Origin of the sequence: Candidatus Njordibacter sp. Uisw_056, assembly GCF_047730085.1 — a bacterium.
Lineage (GTDB): Bacteria > Pseudomonadota > Gammaproteobacteria > Pseudomonadales > Balneatricaceae > Njordibacter.
This window is the reverse complement of sequence record NZ_CP159830.1, coordinates 780,286-800,904: the sequence shown is the minus strand read 5'-3', so window position 1 is coordinate 800,904 and position 20,619 is coordinate 780,286. Positions and strand designations below refer to the sequence as shown.

The window sequence follows — 20,619 nt, the reverse complement described above, 5'->3', positions numbered from 1 at the left end:
ATAGAACCCATAGGGTTATTGACGACATATGAATATTAGTGACATCCTTACGCCAGAGCGCACTTTGGCCGATCTCAAGTGTGGCAGCAAAAAACGCACCCTCGAATCTATTAGTCAATTACTGGGCAAGCAAATGACAGAGTTTGATGACAAAGAACTCTTTAATGCATTAATCACCCGAGAAAAATTAGGCAGCACGGGGTTTGGCGATGGCATCGCTATTCCCCATTGTCGCTTAGCCAGTTGCACACATGTAACTGGTGCCCTAGTGCGATTAGCCAAAGCAGTAGATTTTGATGCGATAGATCAACTTCCTGTGGATTTATTGTTTGTGCTTTTGGTGCCCCTGCAGGCCACAGACGAACACTTACAAATACTAGCCACTCTTGCAGGTAAATTTGGCCAATCTGAGTTTCGTGAACGTATGCGCAAGGCCACTGATGCGGATGCCATGTACAAAATCGCTGTCGCATAAATGCTCTAAAAAGGGTATGCTATAAGGCTATTTTTGGTAATCTAGCGCTGGGCTTACCAAAAGCTGTTTCATTACTTTATAGAGCCATGTCTGCAAGGTTTTCTGCATGATCAACCAAAAAATCACTATCATCAACAAACTTGGTTTGCACGCTCGCGCTGCTGCTAAGCTTGTGGGTGTTACGGGTAAACATGGTTGCAGTATCGAAATTGGCAGCTCAGGAAAAATGGTAGACGCAAAAAGCATTATGTCGGTTATGTTGTTAGCTGCGTCACAGGGCACTGTGTTAGACCTAAAAGTAAGTGGCGAAGGTGCCCAGCAGGCTTTTGATGAAGTGTCTCAACTGGTTAATAATTATTTCGACGAAGGCGAATAAGGCTAGCAGTCACATGAAATCCCGCCTTAAAGAACTCAATGACGCCCTAGACAGCGGTGCTTTTATTCAAGCCCGCCATATGCTCAATCACACCTTAAAACCCGCTGATACTGCGCACCTTTTGGAATCTTCACCACCAAGAGAACGAGAAGTGCTGTGGAATTTAGTGAATCCAGAGTTAGAAGGCGAAGTACTGCACCATTTAAGTGACGAAATTCAAGCTGAATTCGTTAATCAAATGAATACCGAAGAGCTACTTCAAGCCACTGAAAACCTCGACACTGACCACTTTGCCGACATCTTGCAGCAGCTGCCAAAAACGGTAATGCAAGAAGTGCTCAATAGTTTAGGGCAACAGGACCGAGAACGAGTAGAACAGGTACTGTCTTACCCTGAAGACACCGCTGGCGGCCTTATGAATACTGACGTTGTTAGCATCCGCCCTGACATTACCATAGACGCCGTACTGCGTTATTTACGGCGCCATGATGCCATGCCAGACATGACCGACAACCTGTTCGTAGTCACCCGAAAAGACCGTTACATGGGCTTATTGCCACTCACTAGTTTGCTAGTGAGTGACCCCAATACCCTAATTTCAGACATCATGGACACCGAGCGTGCAGCGATCCCTGCTGATTTAGATGAAACTGATGTCGCTAACCTATTTGAACGTAACGATTGGGTGTCTGCACCGGTAATAAACCAAGAGGGTCGATTGGTTGGTCGTATCACTATCGATGACGTGGTCGATGTGATTAGAGAAGAGGCTGACCACTCCCTCATGCGCATGGCTGGTTTAGATGAGGACGAAGACACTTTTGCGCCAGTCGTTAAAACCACTAGGCGCCGCGCAGTATGGTTGGGGATTAACTTATTAACTGCTCTTTTTGCCTCTATGATGATCGGCCTGTTTCAAGACACTATAGAGCAGGTAGTCGCCCTTGCTATCCTTATGCCTATTGTAGCAAGCATGGGTGGCGTTGCGGGGAGCCAAGCGTTAACCTTAGTCATCCGTGGCCAAGCTTTAGGCCACGTTGAAGCCAGTAACATTGGTTACCTGCTCAACAGAGAAATTATCGTTGGTGCTCTTAACGGCTTACTCTGGGCCACTGTAGTCGCTAGCATTGCCAGTTGGTGGTTTTCGGACTTAACCATTGGCTTTATCATTGCTATCGCGATGATCATCAATTTAATCGTGGCTGCTATTTTTGGCACCTCTCTTCCCGTCATCCTTAAAGCAATGAACATAGATCCTGCTTTAGCTGGAGGCGTTATTTTAACAACCATTACTGATGTGGTCGGATTTTGTGCCTTTTTAGGCCTCGCCACATTATTTTACGCTTAAGGAATTTAATATGGGCAAAGTTAAGGCCCGCAAGGCCGCAGCAGAGCTAGAAGCACTGCAACAAAATCTGCCTGCTGAGGAAGAGCTTAGTCGCACCCAAATTAAGCGAGCGATGGAAGCTCTGCAACACTTAGGTGGCAAGTTGCTAGATCTTAAACCATCAGAACTAGCGCGCATCCCCATGAGTGAAACGCTGAAAACTGCGATAGATGAATCACGCCGTATCGAACAAAATGAAGCTAAACGCCGGCATTTGCAGTACATTGGCAAGGTCATGCGTGATGAGGATTCAGAAGCCATTGCTAAGGCTCTATCGGTCCACGATTCGGGCTCTGATGAACACCGCCGGGTATTTCATCAATTAGAAACTTGGCGTGATGGCTTAATTGGCAATAACCCAAACACTCTTAACGAAATTATAGAGTTACACAAGGGAGCTGATCGGCAGCACATCACTCACCTTGTAAAGCAGGCACAAAGCTTGAATCAAGAAGCTAAAGCGAAATCTGCGGCCAAAAAATTGTTTAAATACTTGCGCCTATTGGCTGACATCTAGGGGCGTTAAATCCAATCTGCTAATTTTTTGCGGAGTTTCTTAACAGAGCCGCTTTGAATCTGGCTGATGCGTGATTCAGACACTTCCAGTACTGCTGCAATCTCTTTTAGGTTGAATTCTTCGTCGTAATATAGGGCAAAGATTAATTGCTCACGTTCTGGCAGCTCCCCAATAGCGATGGTTAAAGCTTTTTGAAATGCAGCTTCATCCACTTCTTTTGCAGGTATTAAAGCCGAAAATGGCGTTTCTTCACCTTCAGGCAGGTCTTCTATTTGCACTGTTTGATAGTTATAGTTTCGCCCTTTTTGCAGCTGTAAATCTTCTAGGGTCATACCCATGGCATGGGCCAACTCAGTATCTTTAACTGTGCGCCCCATTGCTTGCTCTAATGCAGCGGTCGCCTGGTTAATTTCCCGGATACTCGTCATTACAGAACGCGGCAAGGTACTAAATCGCCGAACTTCATCTAGCATAGCGCCACGCACCCTTAACTTAGCAAAGGTAGTAAATTGAGCACCCTTAGTGGCATCAAAATTTTGCAGTGCTTCCAACAAGCCCAACATGCCAACTTGAATAAGGTCATCTATATCAACACTGGCAGGTAAACGCGCGCTCAAGTGCAATGCAACCTTTTTCACCAAGGGCATATGTTGCACTAGTGGGTCTGTTGCAGAGCCAGGTGCTAGGGATTGATAAAGTGACAAATCATGCATCAAGGAGTCATTTCCAATTAAGCTTTATGTTGCAATAGTCGGTCGACAAAAAACTCCACCTGCCCACTCAAGCCAGTCGGAGCTTCCCAACGCTCTATTATCGCAGCCATCTGCATATAGGCTCGAGATGACTTTGCCATAGGAGCTGCTTGAACAACTGCCTTTTGTTGTTTGTTGGCTATACGTAGCTGATCATCATGTGCCGTAGTGCCCAAATATAGTATGGTTGCATCTAAGTAATGGTCAACTACCCGTTCAATTTTGGTATATAAGGCTCGACCTTCTTTCTCATTTTTCACCATACTGGCAAGGAAGTGAAACCGAGTCGCTCCATAGCGCTGGCTCATCACCTTAATTAGTGCATAAGCATCAGTGATAGAGGAGGGCTCATCACAAGCGATTACAATCACTTGATGAGCAGCATTTAAAAAAGCTAATACATTGTCAGAAATACCAGCTGCGGTATCTATAATAAGGTAATCTAGTTTTCCATTATATTCACTGAATGCTTGAATTAGATGTTGCAGTTGTTCATTTTGCAACCCCGCCATTTCATAAATACCCGAGGCCGCAGGCACAACTTGCATATCAAAAGGGCCAGTTAAAACAATTTCACTTAGCGTTTTTTCACCACTCATCACGTGAGCCATATTAAATGAACATTGCAGCCCCAAGTTAACATCAACATTTGCCAAACCTAAGTCTGCATCCATCAACATGACCTTATGGCCTTGCTTGGCTAAGCTAGCCGCAATATTAATTGAGGCGTTAGTTTTACCAACACCCCCTTTACCGCTGGTTACAGCAATAACTTGTACCCCGATTGAACTCATATTAGTGACTCCTGTAGGACGATAGTCCCATGGCAGCAACAGGTGTAACTTGTAAGCTGCCAGCTTTCGAATTTTGGCTGGTTATATATTGCTTTGAAGACTTATATGTCGGCTCCAAAGGTTTATCTGGCGCTGAGTGTAGCAAGTTTGACAAGGCTACGATACTGCTGGACTCCTCGGTTAACTGGGCCTTTAGCGCTTTTTTAACCAGCTGCTGAGCACTAGGATAACTCAAGTCTAATGGAATACGCTGGCCATCAGTAATCATGGCTAGTGGCTGTTGTGACTCAATCAGTGCTGATAACAGACCACCTAACGGTAAACACTCATCTAACTTAGTCGCAACAACACCTTTCACTTGGCCAAAGTAGTGTTTCATGAGGTAATGTAATGAATGGGACTGACTATTTGCAGCCAAGGTGAGGTAGGTATTAATTTGATGAGGAACACCTAGCAAGCCGTCAACTAGGTTCTGCATATGTGAGTCAAAGGGGTTACCTCCTGAAGTATCCACCAATACATAATCTTTGTGAGCCATTTGGTTTAAAGTTGTGGTTAACTCAGTAAAACCAGCCACGTGATGCACGTCTATACCCAGCATGGTGCCAAACACCCGTAATTGATCTCGGGCCCCAATACGCTGTTGATCCATAGAAATTAACGCCACCTTATGCTTACCATATTTCATAGCGAGTTGAGCGCCCAGTTTACCGATAGCTGTCGTCTTGCCAACTCCTGTAGGGCCAACTAGAGCATAAATGCCAGCTTTGTGAACCAAACCTTGTGGGCTAATTGCTAACTTATCTTGCAGCCATTGTTGGGTATTATCCCACAACTGATCGGCACCATTGTCAGCAGGTAGTTGTAATAAAACAGTGTCTATTAGGCGCTTTTCGAAACCCATAAGTTCAAGTTTTCGAGCCACCTTAAGGGCCGCAGCGCTAATAAAGGTGTTAACTTGACTGTTACTTTGGCTCTGTTTCATTTGCTGCTCTACCAATAAGCGCAGCAGAGTAAGCTCCTTTTCCATTCGGGCCATATTGTCATTTGCCAGGGTTAGGTCGGTCGTGTTTGCTGGCCCAATAGTAGCAGCTTGTTTTCGTGAGCTGCCAAGGTCATTAAATTGATGCGCCTGAGAAGTCGCATTAGAAGGCACAATTGGACGATTAGCCCTATTTTCGTCAGCTTTAATAAGATTTAAGCTCGCACTAAGCCGGTCAGAAAAAATAGGGCCAGATTTAGAGTTAGCTTTAGCTTTAGCTTTAGCTTTTTCACGATTTTCGTCAAAGTCTATCGCTGCAACTATTTCAACTTCTCCAGCAATTTTATTGTTCGACAAAATAACCGCATCGTCGCCCAAACTCGCCTTAATCATGGCAAGTGCAGTACGTGTATCTTTGGCTAAAACGCGCTTCAGTTTCATCTTCAATAAACCCTAATACTTTTGGTTTTAATCTCTGGGTGCTTAAGCATCCACTAGAGGTTGCTGTTCTATGGTCGACACAACTTGAATGCCTTGTTCGTCTGGTATTTCGTTGTAACCCAGTATCACTAAACCTGGAATACGGTTTTTAACCATCTTAGCAAGCCAAGGGCGAATGCCTGGAGAGACCACCAATACTGGAGGAATACCCTGTTGAGCAAGCTGTTCACTAGTGCCTTGCAGGTTACCTAACAATTGTTCAGCAAGGTTGGGCTCCATGGCTAACCCGTGTTCTTTACTTTGCTGTAATATGTTATGCAATTGTTGTTCCAATCCTGCATCTAATGTCATAACTGACAGGTCAGCCCCTACCGTAGTAAGTTTTTGCATCATCATGCGGCCCAATGCAGGACGTACAGCTGCGGTCAAAACGTCAGGATCCTGACTCCTAGGTGCTTGCTCAGCCAGTATTTCGACAATTGTGCGAATATCTCTTACCGCCACCCCTTCAGCCAGTAGATTTTGTAATACTTTAGCCACCACACCGACAGACAGTTGACTAGGAACTACGGCCTCAACTAATTTAGGTGCAGCTTGAGACAATTGGTCCATGAGCTGCTGGGCTTCATCATGTCCCAACAAATCGTGGGCATTTTCTTGTAATACTTTATTTAAATGAGTGGCTAGTGCGGTAGCGCCATCGACTACTGTGTAGCCCATCGACTGGGCATATTCTCTTTGGGAGGTATCAATCCACATAGCATCAAGCCCAAAGGCTGGGTCCTGCGTTGGAATACCTTCTAGGATCCCATGAGTAGTGCCTGGGTTAATAGCCAAGTCTCTGCCCATCATCAACTCTCCTTGACCACGGGTGACACCATTAATATTGATCTGATATTGGTTAGGTGCTAGATCTAAATTGTCTCTAATATGGACCGACTGCACCAAGAATCCAAGTTCGTGGGAAAGTTTTTTGCGGACGCCTTTTATTCTCTGCATCAACACACCACCTTGGTTCTTATTAACCAAAGGGATTAGTGCATAGCCTACTTCTAGGCCAATCATATCCAGCTGTGGAATATCTTCCCAGGACAGATCTTTTGATTCTTGTTCTTGGTTCTGCTGCACTAAATCTATCTCTTCAGGTAAGCCATTTTGCTTAGCACGCTTCACAGCAACATAGGCAAGGCCGCCAGTTGCTGCAGCTAATAGCAAAAATACAAAATGTGGCATGCCAGGTATCACTCCTAACAAAGCCATAATACCCGTGACTACGATAAGAGCCTGAGGGCTGCCAAGCTGCCCCACCACCTGGCTTGACATATCTGTGGTAGATGACACCCGCGTAACAATGATGGCTGTTGCCGTAGCCAGTAATAACGAGGGTATTTGAGCGACCAAACCGTCACCAATAGTCAATAATACGTAGGTTTCGGTAGCTTCATTAAAGCTTAAACCATGGGTGCCCATACCAATAGCAAGACCACCGATAATATTAATCAACAGGATAAGAAAACCCGCGATCGCATCCCCTTTTACAAATTTACTAGCACCGTCCATAGAACCATAAAAGTCGGCTTCTGCCGTAACGTCAGCACGGCGTTCACGAGCCTCATCCTGGGTTAAAACGCCAGCATTTAGGTCAGCATCGATGGCCATCTGTTTTCCAGGCATAGCGTCCAAGGTAAACCGCGCACTCACCTCTGATACCCGGCCCGCACCTTTTGTCACTACAAGGAAGTTAATGATCATGAGGATGGAGAATACAATAATACCCACCACATAATCACCACCAATTACAAAATCACCAAATGACTGAATTACCTGTCCTGCAGCATCTGTGCCGGTATGGCCCTCTACCAAAACAATGCGGGTAGATGCCACATTAAGGGCTAAGCGCAACAAAGTGGCAAATAATAATACCGTAGGAAAAGACGAGAAATCTAACGGCCTCATGGTGTTTATAGAAATCATCACGATGATCAGTGCAAGGGCAATATTAAGAGTGAAGAATAGGTCCAACAAGAAGGCTGGTAGGGGCACTACCATCATTAAAATGATTAGCAGGATTAAAAGGGGTATGAGTAAGCCTGTCAAATGTTTGACGTTGATTTGACTCTTCAAGGCTAACGCTTGTGAAAAATTCATAAGGACTAAAGCTCTAAGGAAAAATAAAAAACTAACCTACTGTTTTTAATAGTTTTTTATATTTTATTGGTACCCATTAATAAATGGCGCTGGTAGTTAAAACATTACCCTAAGCGTTTAATAGCAATAACGGTGCCAATATTTACTCACATTAGGTATTTATTTTAATTTAACGGCTAAAGTCCCTGCGTAGGAGGTCGATACTCTATGTATAGCAAAAGAGGACTTATTCATGACCGTTAAAACCACCCATAAACTCAGCCTTTGGATTATAGGGATTGTTGCTTTCACTATAGGAGGTTGCAGTATGTCTTTGACAGGAAATCAGCCTGCTGCACCTGTAGAAAACACCCCTATGTATAAGAAGGAAGTTATCATTTCCACAGGCTATGCCAATATCAGTACTCAAAAAAGTAAAAACCCAGCCCAGCGACGATTAATGGCTATTCGGGCATCAAAGTTAGATGCCTACCGCAGCCTTGCGGAGCAGGTCTATGGTCAGCAAATTAATGCATCGACTACCGTAGAAGACATGATCATTGCTAATGACACCATGCGAGCCCATGTGGCAGGAGTCGTTTATGGTGCTAAGGTTGTCAGCATAAACCCTATAGGCGATGACAGTTATGAAACTAAGTTAGAACTAGAAAAAGACACTATGCTTGAGCTTAGGCGCGTTTTTTTAGTCGCCAGATAACGCTGACATAACAAGTTAATGAAATATTTAGCCCCCATAAAGCGTATCAACACACTTTTTTGCACAGCGTTGCTAGGGCTAGTGATCTCTAGTCCTAGTGCAGCCCAACAAGCTACGGGCACTGCGTTGGTCGTTTCTGGTCAAGCTTTGGTGACTAAAGGAGATAATGACACCGCTTTAATGATGGCTATTCTTGATGCACTGCGCACAGCAGCGACACAGCGTAAAGGTCAAATCATCAGCCATAGTATGGTAAACGCTGAGGGACAGCTTACTGAGAACATAAGCCTTAAATCCGACCTAAAAATTCACCACATGGACCTACTTGAGCAAAATACAGAACAGGGTATTGCGACAGTTAAGCTAGCGTTAAACCTAGACGATAATGAAAAAGACTGCCCATTACCACAATTAACTCAAATACTGACAACAGATTTAGCCTCACCACCAGGCAACAACAATTATTATCAAGTAGACGTTAATCAAGTGCTTTTGGATGCTGAAGCACAGTTTTCTAATTTAGCAAAAAGAGACAATTTCGCTACTCACCGAGTTAATCCGGCACTCAATGCTTACCAAACAGCTTGGCTCGCCTCAGAGGCCTATAACCAGGCTGATTACCATTTGGCTATTGGTGCTCAATGGCTAGAAAAAACTATCGATACGCCAAAGCTCAACCCACTCGGCACCCTATCCAGCTTTTTTGATAATCAAAACAGCACTAGATTACTAATAACAGCAAATTTTTCAAGCCCATATTCGCCTCATATAAACCTAAATTACCAGCACCAGTTGCCTCTTCCAGCCAGCCAGTCCATTGCAACATCTAGTAACCCTATCCCCCCAGAGCTCAGCAAAAATGTGGCAATGTGGGTACAAAAAACATGGCGCAACCTAGTTCAAAATGTAAAATGTGAAGCTAGCTATATCAAACTCACTAAAATCGTCGATCAACCGCTATGGCGCATTAACAAAGGCCAAAAATTGGGCTTAGAGCAAGGGCAACAATTGCTATTACTCCCTCAAAATTACCAGAATGGGATTCTTAATCCCAATGCCACAAGCGCGCCACAGGTGTTCAGAGTAACACAAGTGCATCCTCACAACGCCATACTAGAGCATATGGCAGGCCCCACTAATATAGGCCCTACAACCGCCCAGTTGATTGTGTTTTGAAGCCATACAAAACTAAGTTACCGGAGTTAGATTATGAAGAATAGTATGGTGTGCATCATGCTCGCTGTTAGTCTCTTGGGAAGCCCTATTTACGCAAACCAAGAGCAATTGCAAGCGCAGCTAAAGGTACTTCTTGGGGACCTTAAGCACTTGGAACAACAGGTAGATAGTAAAAAAAGAGTTGATAAGGGCATAGTGCCTGGGTCTAAATACCGCATCAAAACGGGGGATTCATTAGATAAAATTGCTCAACGAGCCTACGGTGGAACTAACTTAAGGTTAGATTTAGTGAAGCAGCTCATTGTCAGCAATAATCCAAAAGCGTTCTTCCGCAACAACGCTAATTTTATTTATGCCGATAAGATAATTGCTATTCCAAGTGTGGACGACTTTAGACAAATGCTGTTTACCAGTGATATAGATAGCTCATTGGATGGCCATTCTGACGATAATCAGTGGATCCGTTTTCCTTAACATATTTTAGAAGAATCTTAATGTACACATAGCCAACTCACTAGGACAAGAAAAGCCTTTATATAATCTGACTGCGTAATTCGTCGATAGAACTTGGGATACTAAGCGCCAAGTAAACAGCTTTACTGCGCAGATGTAATTGTTGCCGCAATGGGCTTTGGTGCGGTAAATGCAAAAAATACAAAGCACTTTGAGCAAGCTCCGGAAGTATATCTAGCTGTTTAGCCCACTGATCTATTAAGGCAAATAAGTCATCATTATTAGGTGCCGGTAAGCCTGCCGTTTGCACTTGATCTAAGTTTTCTCCTGCTAAAACCCGCTGGCATAAGACCTTGTAATGCTGGTTAAATCGTCCCTGTGTGGCCTGACGCGGAAGACTTTTTAGTTCAAACCACCCGGTTGCTCGGCCAGCGTGGTAAACCGCTGCATGGCTCCATGGATGGTGGCTGGGTGCAGTTGCATGGCGGCACGCTTCTGCGTATGCCTGTTCAGCAGGAGCCAGACCAAAGCTTTGCTGGCACTGATCCATCAATTGTAAAAATTCTGCAATTGAAGGCATCCAACTATACTGACGTTTGGTTTGTTCAATAGCTAACACCAGCACATCTTCTTCGTAACCAGCCAAACTTAACGCCCACTCTCGCTTTGCAATAATAATTTCTTTGTCGTCATCAAAGGCACTTTTAAACTTATGGCCATAAATAGTCATAAATCGGGCGAAAAGCATGTTAACCAATGTTTTTATTTTTTGGTCAATGGGGGGGTGTGCAGCAACAGCCGTTTTACCAGTCGGTATTATTGATGTCGAGGACGTTTGCTGTAATGTTTCGTCGGCGCTGTTTAGCAGCGAATCTAGCTTCTTCATTGGATGAATTAGTCTGTTGTTGGGTTTGTCTTTGGGCACGGGCCTGAGCTGTTTGCTGATGAACCTGTTCTTTTTTAACCCATTTTAAAAACTTTTGATCCCAGCCACCTGGGGTTTCTCGACGGCCTTTGTCCATATAATAAACTACAAACTCATCTTTAATGCCAAGAGCAAAGGCTTCACTTATCTGGTGTTGTTGGGCTAAAACTTTCACAATATTTGCCGAAAGCTTCCATTCCAAATCCATCTGGCACAAGTGTTGGTGCTGAGCTTCCTTGGCGGCAAAGAGCCGGCTTAGTTCATCACCTTCGCCCACATCTCGTCGCCAGCCACCAAAACCAGCCATCGTTGCCTTGGTATTAGCCACTGGATTGAGTGCAGGCTGCAAGTCTGCCTCATCATTAACCTCAGTCACCGGCAACGGGAAGTCTGGCATAAGTTGTAGTTCGATACGCACCATACCACTTCCTGCAGGGGCTACTTGCAATAACCCTAGAGAGGACAGCTGGGATAACAATTGACCTTGATGCTGCCTTGTCAAACAAAGAGCCCGGCCATAAAGCCGCTGTTCCTCAACGACCACTTGGCCGTTCCAAGCACCTACCAATTCTGTTACCACAGCAAGCATCAAAGCTTGTTCTAGGCCATACCGCTGAGCTAGATGAGGGGCAATAGGTAAATTTAGGGACGACAATGGCATAACTGAGGTCAACTTTAAACGAATGCGTTAGCCCATTCTACCCTAACTAGTCCTGTGCTAACATCTGCAATGTTCGCCAATTACTAATAAATGACTATGACTCAAAAAAGCCTTATAAAACAGATGATGGATCATCAATCTATCCGTAAATTCACCAGCCAAAGCATCCCTCAAGAACTAGTTAACACCTGTATTACTGCAGGTCAGGCTGCAGCTAGCTCCAGTTTTGTGCAAGTCACAAGTGTTATTCAAGTTAATTCTAAAGACACACGTGCCGCCCTAGCACTGGCTGCTGGAGGTCAATCATACGTAGAAAGCGCCGCAACATTTTTAGTTTTTTGTGCTGATTTACAGCGTAATCAGCAGATATGCCTACGCCAAGAGCAACACATGCCCACAGGATTTACCGAACAAACCCTCATTGCCAGTATAGATACTGCGTTATTTGCACAAAATGTTTTACTTGCGGCCCAGAGTCTTGGCCTAGGCGGAGTTTTTATTGGTGGCTTACGTAATCAGCCAGAAGTAGTGACTAAATTATTAAACTTGCCCCAACATGTGTTTCCTATATTTGGCTTATGTCTTGGGTACCCTGATCAAAATCCTGGCCAAAAACCTCGTCTGCCTTTATCTATGGTGTTACATCAAGACCGTTATTCCAACGACGGTTTATCTAATTTGCCAAGCTACGACAGCCAGGTGAGCAATTACTACCATCAACGTAGCCAAGGAAAATTGCATCTAAGCTTTAGCCAGCACATCATCAAAACCCTCGTTAAAGAGGCGCGACCCCATATGCTGCCTTATCTGCAAAGTCAGGGGTTTAGCACCCGTTAGTGGCTAAAACTAATTGATTTTTCGAGCTTGGATAATATCGTACCATTGGGCTGGCCCCGTTTGATGCACCGAAGTACCTCCAGCATCCACTGCTACAGTAACGGGCATGTCTTCAACGTCAAATTCATAGATGGCTTCCATCCCCAGTTCTGCAAAAGCAATCACTTCAGCACTTTTAATGGCTTTGGAGACTAGGTAGGCAGCGCCTCCCACAGCCATTAAGTAAACGGCTTTATGCGTTTTAATGGCATCAATAGCGTCTTGTCCGCGCTCAGCCTTGCCAATCATGCCCAGCAATCCAGTTTTTTCAAGCATAGTGTCGGTAAATTTATCCATACGGGTAGCGGTGGTCGGCCCTGCAGGGCCTACTGCTTCGTCTCTCACAGGGTCAACTGGACCCACGTAATAAATAAACCGGCCTTTTAGATCCACAGGTAATGGCTCACCATTAGCCATCATGTCTACCATTTTTTTATGCGCAGCATCACGCCCTGTAAGCATTTTACCCGACAACAATAAAGTTTCCCCAGACTGCCAAGTCAATACGTCTGCTGGTGTCACCGTATCTAAATTAACTTTTCTAGTACCTGCGTCTGAATCCCATGCAATGTCTGGATAATCATCTAAACTTGGGGGTGTTTGCAAACTTGGCCCACTGCCATCCAGCATAAAATGTGCATGGCGCGTCGCAGCGCAGTTCGGAATCATGCATACAGGTAAAGAGGCCGCGTGGGTAGGGTAGTCCATCACCTTAATGTCTAGCACCGTGGTTAAGCCACCCAGGCCCTGAGCACCAATACCTAGGTTATTCACTGCTTCAAACAGCTCTAAGCGCAGCTTTTCAGCAGTATTACTTGCTCCACGTGCTTGTAGCTCGTGAATGTCCACAGAACCCATTAAAGATTTTTTAGCCAGCAATGCCGCTTTTTCAGCGGTGCCACCTATGCCTATGCCCAACATACCAGGAGGACACCAGCCAGCTCCCATAGTAGGCACTGTCTTTAACACCCAATCTACAATGCTATCAGATGGGTTTAACATAACCATTTTACTTTTATTCTCTGAACCACCACCTTTAGCAGCTAACTGAATATCAACTCGGTCACCCTTAACAATAGAGGTATGGATCACCGCTGGTGTGTTGTCTTTGGTATTGGTTCGACTGCCTGCAGGGTCAGACAGGATAGAGGCGCGCAATTTATTATCTGGGTGCAAGTAGGCACGCCTTACGCCTTCGTTAATCATGTCCTCTAAACTCAGCTCTGCGTCCCATTGCACGTCCATGCCTACTTCTACAAACACAGTAACAATACCTGTATCCTGGCATAAGGGGCGCTTACCTTCTGCACACAATCGCGAATTAATTAAGATCTGCGCCATGGCGTCCTTGGCCGCTTTAGATTCTTCCCGCAGGTAAGCTTCATGAACAGCGTGTATAAAGTCTAGTGGGTGATAATAGGAAATAAACTGTAAAGCGTCTGCCACGCTATCAATCAAATCATGTTGGCGAATGATACTCATAGTAGGGTCCTAATTTGGCCTAAGTAGTTAACCTCATTATAACCCCTTATCTGCTTTAACTCAGCTTTTAGACCACATAATCCGCTATTGCACCAAAATGATGTAGGCTAAACATATTATTTGGGCTCTGCGCCAAAGGTGATGTAGTTACCTTCAACTGGAGAGGCTTCTGATTTTTTCTTGGCCTCAAATTGAGCGGTCTCTAGATCTAATTTAGCTTTTTCCAGTTCGAAATAACGTTCTTGTTCAAGGGCGATTAGGGCTTTCATTTTGCCCACCAGGTCTTGATTTTCCACCTTATTCATTTGTAATTGCACACCATCAATACGTTTTTTCAACTGAGTTAACACACCCTGCTGGGCTTTGGTGGTAATTTTTAAGGCATCAAAACTCGTTAAAATTTTATCATTAACACTACCCAACATCAGCTTATTTTCTATGCCTTGTTGTGACGCGGCTTGCAACGCATCAGTGCCAACCTGTTTCAGGTAGTGCATTAACATGTCTGTGCCCTGAGCCTGTTGCTGGCTAACTATCAACAAATCATCAAGCGGGCCTTTAAGTTGGTCAACTCGATTCATTTGCACTTCAAATTGCATCAACCTAGAGCCCATTGCGATGCTTATTGCTGAAGCCTGTTTTATGGCGCTTTGTAAAACGTATAACATCACAACACCACTCAAGAGGCCCACAAAACCCAAAGAAATGATAAAACCAACCATATATCTCTGAGTTTTGAACCCCTTAGCATTCTGCTCAGCTGCCTGCTTAATTGTCGTTACACTGGCTAACAAAGCCTTCGTAACCATAGCGTTAGACTCTTGCATAGCATCGCTGCCACTAATGGGTGGTTCACTGCTACTAGTTTCTAAGGCGTCCTCTTGAGGCGAAGTAATCTCACTTGCCCCAGGCGCTATAGTAATATTCTCAGGCGGCTCGGCCTTAACATTGTCTTGCGTTTTGTCTTTATCTTGTTCGCTCATAGGGTTCAAATCTCGGTCAATCTAAAGTCTACACAGGTATTAGAAGCTGGCGCTCTTCTCTTCACCTTAATAGTTTTTGTTACTTTAGATTTATCGGCAGATTAAGTGAAAATATTAGGAATTTTTTGATAATCCACCATATAATCTAAATTGCTCACGATATATGTACTTCAAAGCGTGGTAACGCTAAACAGTTTGACCATCTTCGTTATAGCGGAAGTTGGCAGGCACCTCTGGATTAGGCTGTTGTGGCTGTGGGATGCCCGGAGTGACCACATTAAGCTGATAGACGTATGCCAATACTTGAGCCACCGCAACAAACAAACCCTCTGGGATCTCTTCATTAATTTCGCTAGTAAAGTAAAGTGCCCTAGCTAACAGTGGCATACGTAACATTTGTACACTTTCTGTTTGTGCTAATTCGCGTATACGCGCCGCTATTTCACCTTGTCCCTTGGCTAAAACAATGGGGGCGCCAGAACCTGTTTGGTCATACACCAAGGCCACGGAAAAATGCTGTGGATTAGTAATCACCACGTCGGCGTTGGTAACCTCATCTAACATTCTACCCATAGCCATTTCGCGCTGTCGCTGGCGCACCTGAGCCTTTACTTCCGGACGACCTTCCATCTCTTTCATTTCATCTTTAATGTCTTGCATCGACATTTTTAATTTCTCAGTATGACTGTATATCTGATAAGGCACATCAATCGCAGCAATGATCATCAACGACAAACAAATATAAAAAAAGGCCCATAGTAATATCGTTCCTCCTTCTTGCATTGCCAACTCCAAAGGCATCTGGCCCAAGGCTAGGAGATGATCAATTTGCGAAACAACGACTAGATAGCCTATTCCCGCTACCAAAATAAACTTAACTAATGCCTTTACTAGTTCCATGAGGGCCTGGGTGCCAAGCATACGCTTTAGCCCTGTCAGCGGGTTGAGCTTATTAGCTTTAAAACCAAGTGCTTTGGTAGAAAAAAGCCAACCACCGATCAGTGCAGGGGTGATGAGCGCCAATACTAGGGTGAGCAACAAAAAAGGCATAACCGATAAAATGCCTGTCACTAAGGTAGATAACAACACACTGGGTAAATACTGGGTGTCCATCAACAATTCTCGTTCAATGGTCAAAGAAGATTTCAGCATAAGCAAAATGTCAGCCACAATGGTACCCCCTGTCATCAGCAGAAAGGCCGAGCCAAGCACCATCATAATAGCCATGGACAACTCCTTTGAGCGCGGTACCTGACCATCTTCGCGGGATTTCTCAAGTTTTTTGGCCGTAGGTTGTTCTGTCTTTTCCTGGGAACTGTCTTCAGACATGACTAAGCCACACCCAATAACAGCCGTATTTGCTGAAACGCTTCAAACCACAGGTTTTGGACATTACCCATAAAACTGGGTAACAAAACGATCAAAACTACGATACCCATTAATAAGGTTAGAGGGAAACCAACAGCAAATACATTTAAGCTAGGTGCAGCCCTAGAAACTACACCCATGGCACTGTTGGTAAGCAATAAAACAACCATTGCTGGCAGCGCAATCATAGCTGCACCAGTAAACAGTAATGCAGACCACTGCAATAGATCCCATACCATTGCCATTTCTAATTGAGGCTCGCCAATGGGCCACAAGCGAAAACTATCCAGCAATAGCTCTAAAAGAATGAGGTGCCCACCAATAGAGACAAAAACTAAGGTGGCTAGAACGACTAAAAACTGAGATATAACAGGGGTTTGCACACCACTATTGGGATCTACCATCATGGCAAAGCCCAAACCCATAGATAACGAAATAAACTCACCAGCAGCGCTCACTGCAGCAAATACAATTTGCAATATCAGCCCCATCATGACACCAATGACGACCTGCTCTAAAAACAACACAAGGCCTGCACCCGATAGAACATCTACGATAGGCCAATCATGTAATGGATAGATAAGAATAGTAAGCACCATGGCCAAGCTTACACGCAACCTTGTGTTTACACTCATAGATGAAAATATAGGCGTAGCAATAAGGCACGCGCTTATGCGTGTCATGGGCCACAGAAAAGTGTAGAGCAACACAAGTACATCATCCCAAACAGCAAACATAACTAACCAATAATTCCAGGAATACGTTCAATCAAACGTGATGCAAAGTCAGTCAGCACTGTAATCTGCCATGATCCAAACAGATACAACACTAACACTAGGGCTACCAGCTTAGGAATGAAGCTTAAGGTCATTTCGTTAATCGATGTTGCTGCTTGCACAATACCAATAAGCAAGCCGACTACTAGTGCCACTAACAACATAGGGCCTGCAATAGTTGCAGTAACCAACAACGCCTCTCGGCCAATATCTAATACCGTACCTTGGTTCATCATTACCCTCCATGTCAGGTATAAAAACTACCCGCTAAGGTACCTAATACTAAAGCCCAGCCGTCTATCAGAACAAACATCATAATTTTAAACGGTAATGAAATCATCATTGGCGATAACATCATCATACCCATAGACATCAGCACACTCGCAACTACTAGGTCGATCACCACAAACGGTACAAACAGTAAAAACCCAATCTGAAATGCAGTTTTTAATTCACTGGTTAAGAACGCCGGTATCAACAATTGCATAGGCACACTTTCTGGACCATCAAGTTCTTGCTCGCCTGAGATTTGAGCAAAAAGCTCAATATCAGATTCACGAGTTTGTTTCAGCATAAACGCTCTTAAGGGCTGCTGAGCAACTTCAAAAGCCTGTGTGAAATCAGCTTGGTCATTGAGGTAAGGTTGAATCGCTTGATCATTTATTTGGGTAAATACAGGGGCCATAATAAACAGTGTCAAAAATAACGCCAAGCCCAACAAAACTTGGTTAGGTGGGGTTTGGTTAGTACCTATAGCCTGACGCAATATCGACAAAACAATAATAATGCGGGCAAACGACGTCATCATCAATAATAGCGCTGGCAGCATCGTTAATAACGACATCAAGGCTAAAATTTGCAGTGTTAGGCTATATTCTTGCTGACCGTCTGCATTGGTTTCAACAACCACACCTGTTAAAAAGTTATCAGCGGCACCGGCCACAGGTGCATTAGCCATTAATAACATCATACTTACTAATGGCAGCCAACTTATTGCACGTGCCATTCTCATAGCGTGTCCTTATTTTGTTCAACACGAGCATACCGGCCTAGTAGTTGAGAAAACTGTTTCGATAGCCCTGGCTGCGCAGCAACTGCAGAAGTCTCTTTTTGGCCTACTGGAGCAGGTGGCAAGTCTTGAGCATCTAGCTCTGTCAACAACCGAATATTGTGCGCAGTAACACCTAAAAGAAGGCACTTACCATCAATTTCTACAAGGAGTAATTTATCTCGGCTACCTAACGCCATGGCTTCTAAAAACCGCAGTCTGCGGCCCCCTTGAGGTCGTCGCTGCATAAACCATCGCGCAGCAAACACCATGGTCAGCAAAATAACTAATACTAGTAATAAGCTACCAATAGACTGCAACAATAATTGGGTATCACCTAACATAAAAACCTTAAATTTTGCGAATACGATTAGCGGCGTCAAGTACTTGGGTCAGGCGTATGCCATAATGCTCATTCACCACAACCACTTCACCTTTGGCAATCACCACGTCATTCACACACACATCAATAGATTCCCCAGCTAAGCGATCAAACTCAACCACACTCCCCTTACTTAGACGTAATAAATCTTTAATTTTTAGTGAGCACCTACCCACTTCTGCAGACAACACAATGGGTATATCTTGTAATATATCTAGATCTAATTCGTCCTCAAAAGTGGACAAGGCTACTGGGGTTAACTCTTCTTCGCTCACAGGAATTTCCTTTGTTGTTCTAGTGTTAGAGACAGCATAGCCTCAACCCTCTTGTTCATAATTATCTATCACTTCTTTACTCATAATCTTCACTGAGGCATGGTTATTAGCGCTTCCGTATATACCACTAAACAGGGAAATACCTTGAGATTTAACCTCAACAGTTTCTGGCATTTTAATTGGAATAACGTCACCTACTTGTAGGTTTTTCAGCTCTAACAGGCTAACTTTAGGGTTAGCAAGATCAGATTTTATATCTAAATAAACGTCTTCTATAGCGAGCTTTAGGGCGTTATTCCAAACTCGCTCAGCAGCAATATCACTGTGACCAACCACCTGATTACGCAACTGTTCACGGATAGGTTTCATGGATGCAAAGGGGTAGACTATTTGTAACGTTCCAACAACACCATGGGTCATGGTAATGGTTATTTTTTTGATAATAACCAAGTCATTATCGTCCACAATGCTAACAAATTGCGGATTAACTTCTGAGTTAAGAAATTTAAAAGATACCGGAAAAACGGGCTCCCAAGCAGTCCTCATGTCTTCAAGCACGGAGTCTAGAATCCTTTCGACCACACGGAGCTCTGTAGGTGTGAAATCCCGAATGCCTGGTTCACTTGGTTGAGAACCAGAACCACCAAAAAAACCATCCAGTGAGTTAAAGACCAATGGTGGATCAATAATAACTAACACTGACCCACGTAGAGGGGTCATTTTGACAACATTTAACGAAATGGGCGCTTTAAGCCCTGACATATAGGAGGAAAACTGCTCTGCAACAACGGTTTGCGATTCAACTTTAGGCTGGTAACGTAGCAATGTTTTTAAGCTAACACGAAACAAGCGCCCGAACCGCTCACTGATCATGTTCAGAGCCCCTAAGTGCGATGCCAAGGGGCTATCTTCGCCGGCAATGTCATAGTTTTCGGCTACAACGTCTAAGTTATAGGCTTCGCTCTCATTGCTTTTATCCCTTTTAACTAAAGCAAGAATCTCTTCTTCTGAGAGTAGTTCTTTGTCACTCATACTACCCAAACTCCTAGTTTACTGAATTAAAAACTCAGTAAAGAATACTTCTTCAATACCAGCAGTGTTTTCAGTATCGATTAACACTTGGTTCATACGGACTTTAATCATGTCAGCAACTTTTTGCTTATCAGCGGCAGTTGCTAACTGATCTTTGGAATACGTTGACACTTCCAAAATAATCGCCGAGCGAATTGCAAGCTCATGGATGTATACGTTAGTGACAGTATCTGGGTCATTGTTTGTCATAAAACCCACACTAAACTGAAAAAACTGCCTACTACCCGTTAAATTAACCGTAAACTTGCGCTCCATTTCACTATATATCTGGCTAATATCAGCTTCGTTCTCAACGTTTTCGTCTTCAACTTCTAGCGCAATCACGTTACCATTTTCGTCGAATTGCACCGGCCTTTCATCAAAAAAACCCGTTAAAAATAACGTCCCACCTATACTAATGGTAATAACCAAGATGCCGATTAAGGCCAACAACAAAATTTTAACTAAACCACCTTTCTTTTTTTCATCATCTGCGTCTACTTCTTCTTCATTGGCCATGCGTGGCACTCCTTGTTAATTTTTTAGATTTCAAACTTTTGACATATCCAATTTT

Annotated in this window: 24 protein-coding genes; 8 read left to right on the top strand and 16 right to left on the bottom strand. The window is 44.0% G+C overall.

Annotation, left to right across the window (positions count from 1 at the left end):
- Positions 1-28 precede the first annotated feature (28 nt).
- The 4 genes from ptsN (at position 29) to yjgA (ending at position 2,755) form a co-directional block, all read left to right on the top strand.
- A complete protein-coding gene (ptsN, locus tag ABXT60_RS03970; protein WP_443631466.1) occupies positions 29-475 on the top strand; it encodes a PTS IIA-like nitrogen regulatory protein PtsN in 447 nt (148 codons plus the stop codon).
- Between the two features lie 106 nt (positions 476-581).
- Positions 582-851: an HPr family phosphocarrier protein gene (locus ABXT60_RS03965; protein ID WP_443631465.1), complete on the top strand. Its 270-nt coding sequence runs from the start codon at positions 582-584 to the stop codon at positions 849-851.
- A gap of 13 nt (positions 852-864) precedes the next feature.
- Entirely contained in the window at positions 865-2,199 is a 1,335-nt protein-coding gene (gene mgtE, locus ABXT60_RS03960) for a magnesium transporter (RefSeq protein WP_443631464.1), read from the top strand.
- Positions 2,200-2,209: 10 nt separating this feature from the next.
- Positions 2,210-2,755 (top strand): ribosome biogenesis factor YjgA, encoded by a 546-nt coding sequence (gene yjgA, locus ABXT60_RS03955; protein WP_443631463.1) that lies wholly within the window; start codon positions 2,210-2,212, stop codon positions 2,753-2,755.
- Between the two features lie 5 nt (positions 2,756-2,760).
- Here yjgA and ABXT60_RS03950 read toward each other — a convergent pair whose 3' ends face one another.
- From ABXT60_RS03950 to flhA, 4 genes are read right to left on the bottom strand one after another with little or no spacing between them, the layout of a single operon-like run.
- Positions 2,761-3,468, bottom strand: coding sequence for an RNA polymerase sigma factor FliA (locus ABXT60_RS03950; RefSeq protein ID WP_443631462.1), 708 nt, complete (start codon positions 3,466-3,468; stop codon positions 2,761-2,763).
- 17 nt (positions 3,469-3,485) lie between these two features.
- Positions 3,486-4,301: a MinD/ParA family protein gene (locus ABXT60_RS03945; protein WP_443631461.1), complete on the bottom strand. Its 816-nt coding sequence runs from the start codon at positions 4,299-4,301 to the stop codon at positions 3,486-3,488.
- Between the two features lies 1 nt (position 4,302).
- Complete coding sequence (gene flhF / locus ABXT60_RS03940; protein ID WP_443631460.1) at positions 4,303-5,724, bottom strand: flagellar biosynthesis protein FlhF; 1,422 nt, start codon at positions 5,722-5,724, stop codon at positions 4,303-4,305.
- A 42-nt stretch (positions 5,725-5,766) separates the two neighbouring features.
- A complete protein-coding gene (flhA, locus tag ABXT60_RS03935) occupies positions 5,767-7,872 on the bottom strand; it encodes a flagellar biosynthesis protein FlhA (protein ID WP_443631459.1) in 2,106 nt (701 codons plus the stop codon).
- Positions 7,873-8,104: 232 nt separating this feature from the next.
- On the opposite strand from flhA, the gene ABXT60_RS03930 reads away from it, so the two are divergent.
- Genes ABXT60_RS03930 through ABXT60_RS03920 form a run of 3 tightly spaced genes read left to right on the top strand, consistent with a single transcriptional unit; the run spans position 8,105 to position 10,219 of the window.
- A complete protein-coding gene (locus ABXT60_RS03930) occupies positions 8,105-8,569 on the top strand; it encodes an LPP20 family lipoprotein (protein WP_443631458.1) in 465 nt (154 codons plus the stop codon).
- Between the two features lie 18 nt (positions 8,570-8,587).
- A complete protein-coding gene (locus ABXT60_RS03925) occupies positions 8,588-9,745 on the top strand; it encodes a hypothetical protein (RefSeq protein ID WP_443631457.1) in 1,158 nt (385 codons plus the stop codon).
- Positions 9,746-9,778: 33 nt separating this feature from the next.
- Positions 9,779-10,219 carry a type IV pilus assembly protein FimV gene (locus ABXT60_RS03920; protein WP_443631456.1) on the top strand — a complete coding sequence of 147 codons (441 nt, stop codon included), beginning with the start codon at positions 9,779-9,781 and terminating at the stop codon, positions 10,217-10,219.
- 58 nt (positions 10,220-10,277) lie between these two features.
- Here the strand turns inward: ABXT60_RS03920 and ABXT60_RS03915 are convergent, their stop codons facing one another.
- On the bottom strand, positions 10,278-11,084 hold the full coding sequence (locus ABXT60_RS03915; RefSeq protein ID WP_443631455.1) for a replication protein P: 807 nt from the start codon (positions 11,082-11,084) through the stop codon (positions 10,278-10,280).
- Positions 11,002-11,784: a DnaT-like ssDNA-binding domain-containing protein gene (locus ABXT60_RS03910; RefSeq protein WP_443631454.1), complete on the bottom strand. Its 783-nt coding sequence runs from the start codon at positions 11,782-11,784 to the stop codon at positions 11,002-11,004. The genes ABXT60_RS03915 and ABXT60_RS03910 overlap by 83 nt, the downstream gene beginning before the upstream one ends.
- A gap of 96 nt (positions 11,785-11,880) precedes the next feature.
- Between ABXT60_RS03910 and nfsA the strand changes: the two genes are divergently transcribed.
- Entirely contained in the window at positions 11,881-12,621 is a 741-nt protein-coding gene (nfsA, locus tag ABXT60_RS03905; protein WP_443631453.1) for an oxygen-insensitive NADPH nitroreductase, read from the top strand.
- Between the two features lie 9 nt (positions 12,622-12,630).
- On the opposite strand, the gene ABXT60_RS03900 is transcribed toward nfsA, so the two are convergent.
- From ABXT60_RS03900 to ABXT60_RS03855, 10 genes are all read right to left on the bottom strand, one after another.
- Entirely contained in the window at positions 12,631-14,142 is a 1,512-nt protein-coding gene (locus ABXT60_RS03900) for a fumarate hydratase (RefSeq protein ID WP_443631452.1), read from the bottom strand.
- A 116-nt stretch (positions 14,143-14,258) separates the two neighbouring features.
- Positions 14,259-15,125 (bottom strand): hypothetical protein, encoded by an 867-nt coding sequence (locus ABXT60_RS03895; RefSeq protein ID WP_443631451.1) that lies wholly within the window; start codon positions 15,123-15,125, stop codon positions 14,259-14,261.
- A 186-nt stretch (positions 15,126-15,311) separates the two neighbouring features.
- The gene (gene flhB / locus ABXT60_RS03890) at positions 15,312-16,454 is read right to left on the bottom strand and encodes a flagellar biosynthesis protein FlhB (protein WP_443631450.1); all 1,143 of its coding nucleotides are present in this window, start codon (positions 16,452-16,454) and stop codon (positions 15,312-15,314) included.
- Positions 16,455-16,456: 2 nt separating this feature from the next.
- On the bottom strand, positions 16,457-17,230 hold the full coding sequence (gene fliR / locus ABXT60_RS03885; protein WP_443631449.1) for a flagellar biosynthetic protein FliR: 774 nt from the start codon (positions 17,228-17,230) through the stop codon (positions 16,457-16,459).
- 2 nt (positions 17,231-17,232) lie between these two features.
- On the bottom strand, positions 17,233-17,505 hold the full coding sequence (fliQ, locus tag ABXT60_RS03880) for a flagellar biosynthesis protein FliQ (RefSeq protein ID WP_443631448.1): 273 nt from the start codon (positions 17,503-17,505) through the stop codon (positions 17,233-17,235).
- An 11-nt stretch (positions 17,506-17,516) separates the two neighbouring features.
- A complete protein-coding gene (fliP, locus tag ABXT60_RS03875; RefSeq protein ID WP_443631447.1) occupies positions 17,517-18,275 on the bottom strand; it encodes a flagellar type III secretion system pore protein FliP in 759 nt (252 codons plus the stop codon).
- Between the two features lie 2 nt (positions 18,276-18,277).
- The gene (fliO, locus tag ABXT60_RS03870; protein ID WP_443631446.1) at positions 18,278-18,661 is read right to left on the bottom strand and encodes a flagellar biosynthetic protein FliO; all 384 of its coding nucleotides are present in this window, start codon (positions 18,659-18,661) and stop codon (positions 18,278-18,280) included.
- A 7-nt stretch (positions 18,662-18,668) separates the two neighbouring features.
- The gene (gene fliN, locus ABXT60_RS03865; RefSeq protein ID WP_443631445.1) at positions 18,669-18,974 is read right to left on the bottom strand and encodes a flagellar motor switch protein FliN; all 306 of its coding nucleotides are present in this window, start codon (positions 18,972-18,974) and stop codon (positions 18,669-18,671) included.
- 42 nt (positions 18,975-19,016) lie between these two features.
- Positions 19,017-20,006, bottom strand: coding sequence for a flagellar motor switch protein FliM (gene fliM / locus ABXT60_RS03860; RefSeq protein WP_443631444.1), 990 nt, complete (start codon positions 20,004-20,006; stop codon positions 19,017-19,019).
- Positions 20,007-20,024: 18 nt separating this feature from the next.
- Positions 20,025-20,564, bottom strand: a complete 540-nt coding sequence (locus ABXT60_RS03855) for a flagellar basal body-associated FliL family protein (RefSeq protein WP_443631443.1) — start codon at positions 20,562-20,564, stop codon at positions 20,025-20,027.
- Between the last annotated feature and the right edge of the window lie 55 nt (positions 20,565-20,619).

What these genes read in the sequence shown, in the direction of transcription:
- ptsN (WP_443631466.1), top strand. Translation starts at nt 29, where the DNA reads ATGAATATTAGTGACATCCTTACGCCAGAGCGCACTTTGGCCGATCTC.
- ABXT60_RS03965 (WP_443631465.1), top strand. Translation starts at nt 582, where the DNA reads ATGATCAACCAAAAAATCACTATCATCAACAAACTTGGTTTGCACGCT.
- mgtE (WP_443631464.1), top strand. Translation starts at nt 865, where the DNA reads ATGAAATCCCGCCTTAAAGAACTCAATGACGCCCTAGACAGCGGTGCT.
- yjgA (WP_443631463.1), top strand. Translation starts at nt 2,210, where the DNA reads ATGGGCAAAGTTAAGGCCCGCAAGGCCGCAGCAGAGCTAGAAGCACTG.
- ABXT60_RS03950 (WP_443631462.1), bottom strand. Translation starts at nt 3,468, where the DNA reads ATGCATGATTTGTCACTTTATCAATCCCTAGCACCTGGCTCTGCAACA.
- ABXT60_RS03945 (WP_443631461.1), bottom strand. Translation starts at nt 4,301, where the DNA reads ATGAGTTCAATCGGGGTACAAGTTATTGCTGTAACCAGCGGTAAAGGG.
- flhF (WP_443631460.1), bottom strand. Translation starts at nt 5,724, where the DNA reads ATGAAACTGAAGCGCGTTTTAGCCAAAGATACACGTACTGCACTTGCC.
- flhA (WP_443631459.1), bottom strand. Translation starts at nt 7,872, where the DNA reads ATGAATTTTTCACAAGCGTTAGCCTTGAAGAGTCAAATCAACGTCAAA.
- ABXT60_RS03930 (WP_443631458.1), top strand. Translation starts at nt 8,105, where the DNA reads ATGACCGTTAAAACCACCCATAAACTCAGCCTTTGGATTATAGGGATT.
- ABXT60_RS03925 (WP_443631457.1), top strand. Translation starts at nt 8,588, where the DNA reads ATGAAATATTTAGCCCCCATAAAGCGTATCAACACACTTTTTTGCACA.
- ABXT60_RS03920 (WP_443631456.1), top strand. Translation starts at nt 9,779, where the DNA reads ATGAAGAATAGTATGGTGTGCATCATGCTCGCTGTTAGTCTCTTGGGA.
- ABXT60_RS03915 (WP_443631455.1), bottom strand. Translation starts at nt 11,084, where the DNA reads ATGAAGAAGCTAGATTCGCTGCTAAACAGCGCCGACGAAACATTACAG.
- ABXT60_RS03910 (WP_443631454.1), bottom strand. Translation starts at nt 11,784, where the DNA reads ATGCCATTGTCGTCCCTAAATTTACCTATTGCCCCTCATCTAGCTCAG.
- nfsA (WP_443631453.1), top strand. Translation starts at nt 11,881, where the DNA reads ATGACTCAAAAAAGCCTTATAAAACAGATGATGGATCATCAATCTATC.
- ABXT60_RS03900 (WP_443631452.1), bottom strand. Translation starts at nt 14,142, where the DNA reads ATGAGTATCATTCGCCAACATGATTTGATTGATAGCGTGGCAGACGCT.
- ABXT60_RS03895 (WP_443631451.1), bottom strand. Translation starts at nt 15,125, where the DNA reads ATGAGCGAACAAGATAAAGACAAAACGCAAGACAATGTTAAGGCCGAG.
- flhB (WP_443631450.1), bottom strand. Translation starts at nt 16,454, where the DNA reads ATGTCTGAAGACAGTTCCCAGGAAAAGACAGAACAACCTACGGCCAAA.
- fliR (WP_443631449.1), bottom strand. Translation starts at nt 17,230, where the DNA reads ATGTTTGCTGTTTGGGATGATGTACTTGTGTTGCTCTACACTTTTCTG.
- fliQ (WP_443631448.1), bottom strand. Translation starts at nt 17,505, where the DNA reads ATGATGAACCAAGGTACGGTATTAGATATTGGCCGAGAGGCGTTGTTG.
- fliP (WP_443631447.1), bottom strand. Translation starts at nt 18,275, where the DNA reads ATGGCACGTGCAATAAGTTGGCTGCCATTAGTAAGTATGATGTTATTA.
- fliO (WP_443631446.1), bottom strand. Translation starts at nt 18,661, where the DNA reads ATGTTAGGTGATACCCAATTATTGTTGCAGTCTATTGGTAGCTTATTA.
- fliM (WP_443631444.1), bottom strand. Translation starts at nt 20,006, where the DNA reads ATGAGTGACAAAGAACTACTCTCAGAAGAAGAGATTCTTGCTTTAGTT.
- ABXT60_RS03855 (WP_443631443.1), bottom strand. Translation starts at nt 20,564, where the DNA reads ATGGCCAATGAAGAAGAAGTAGACGCAGATGATGAAAAAAAGAAAGGT.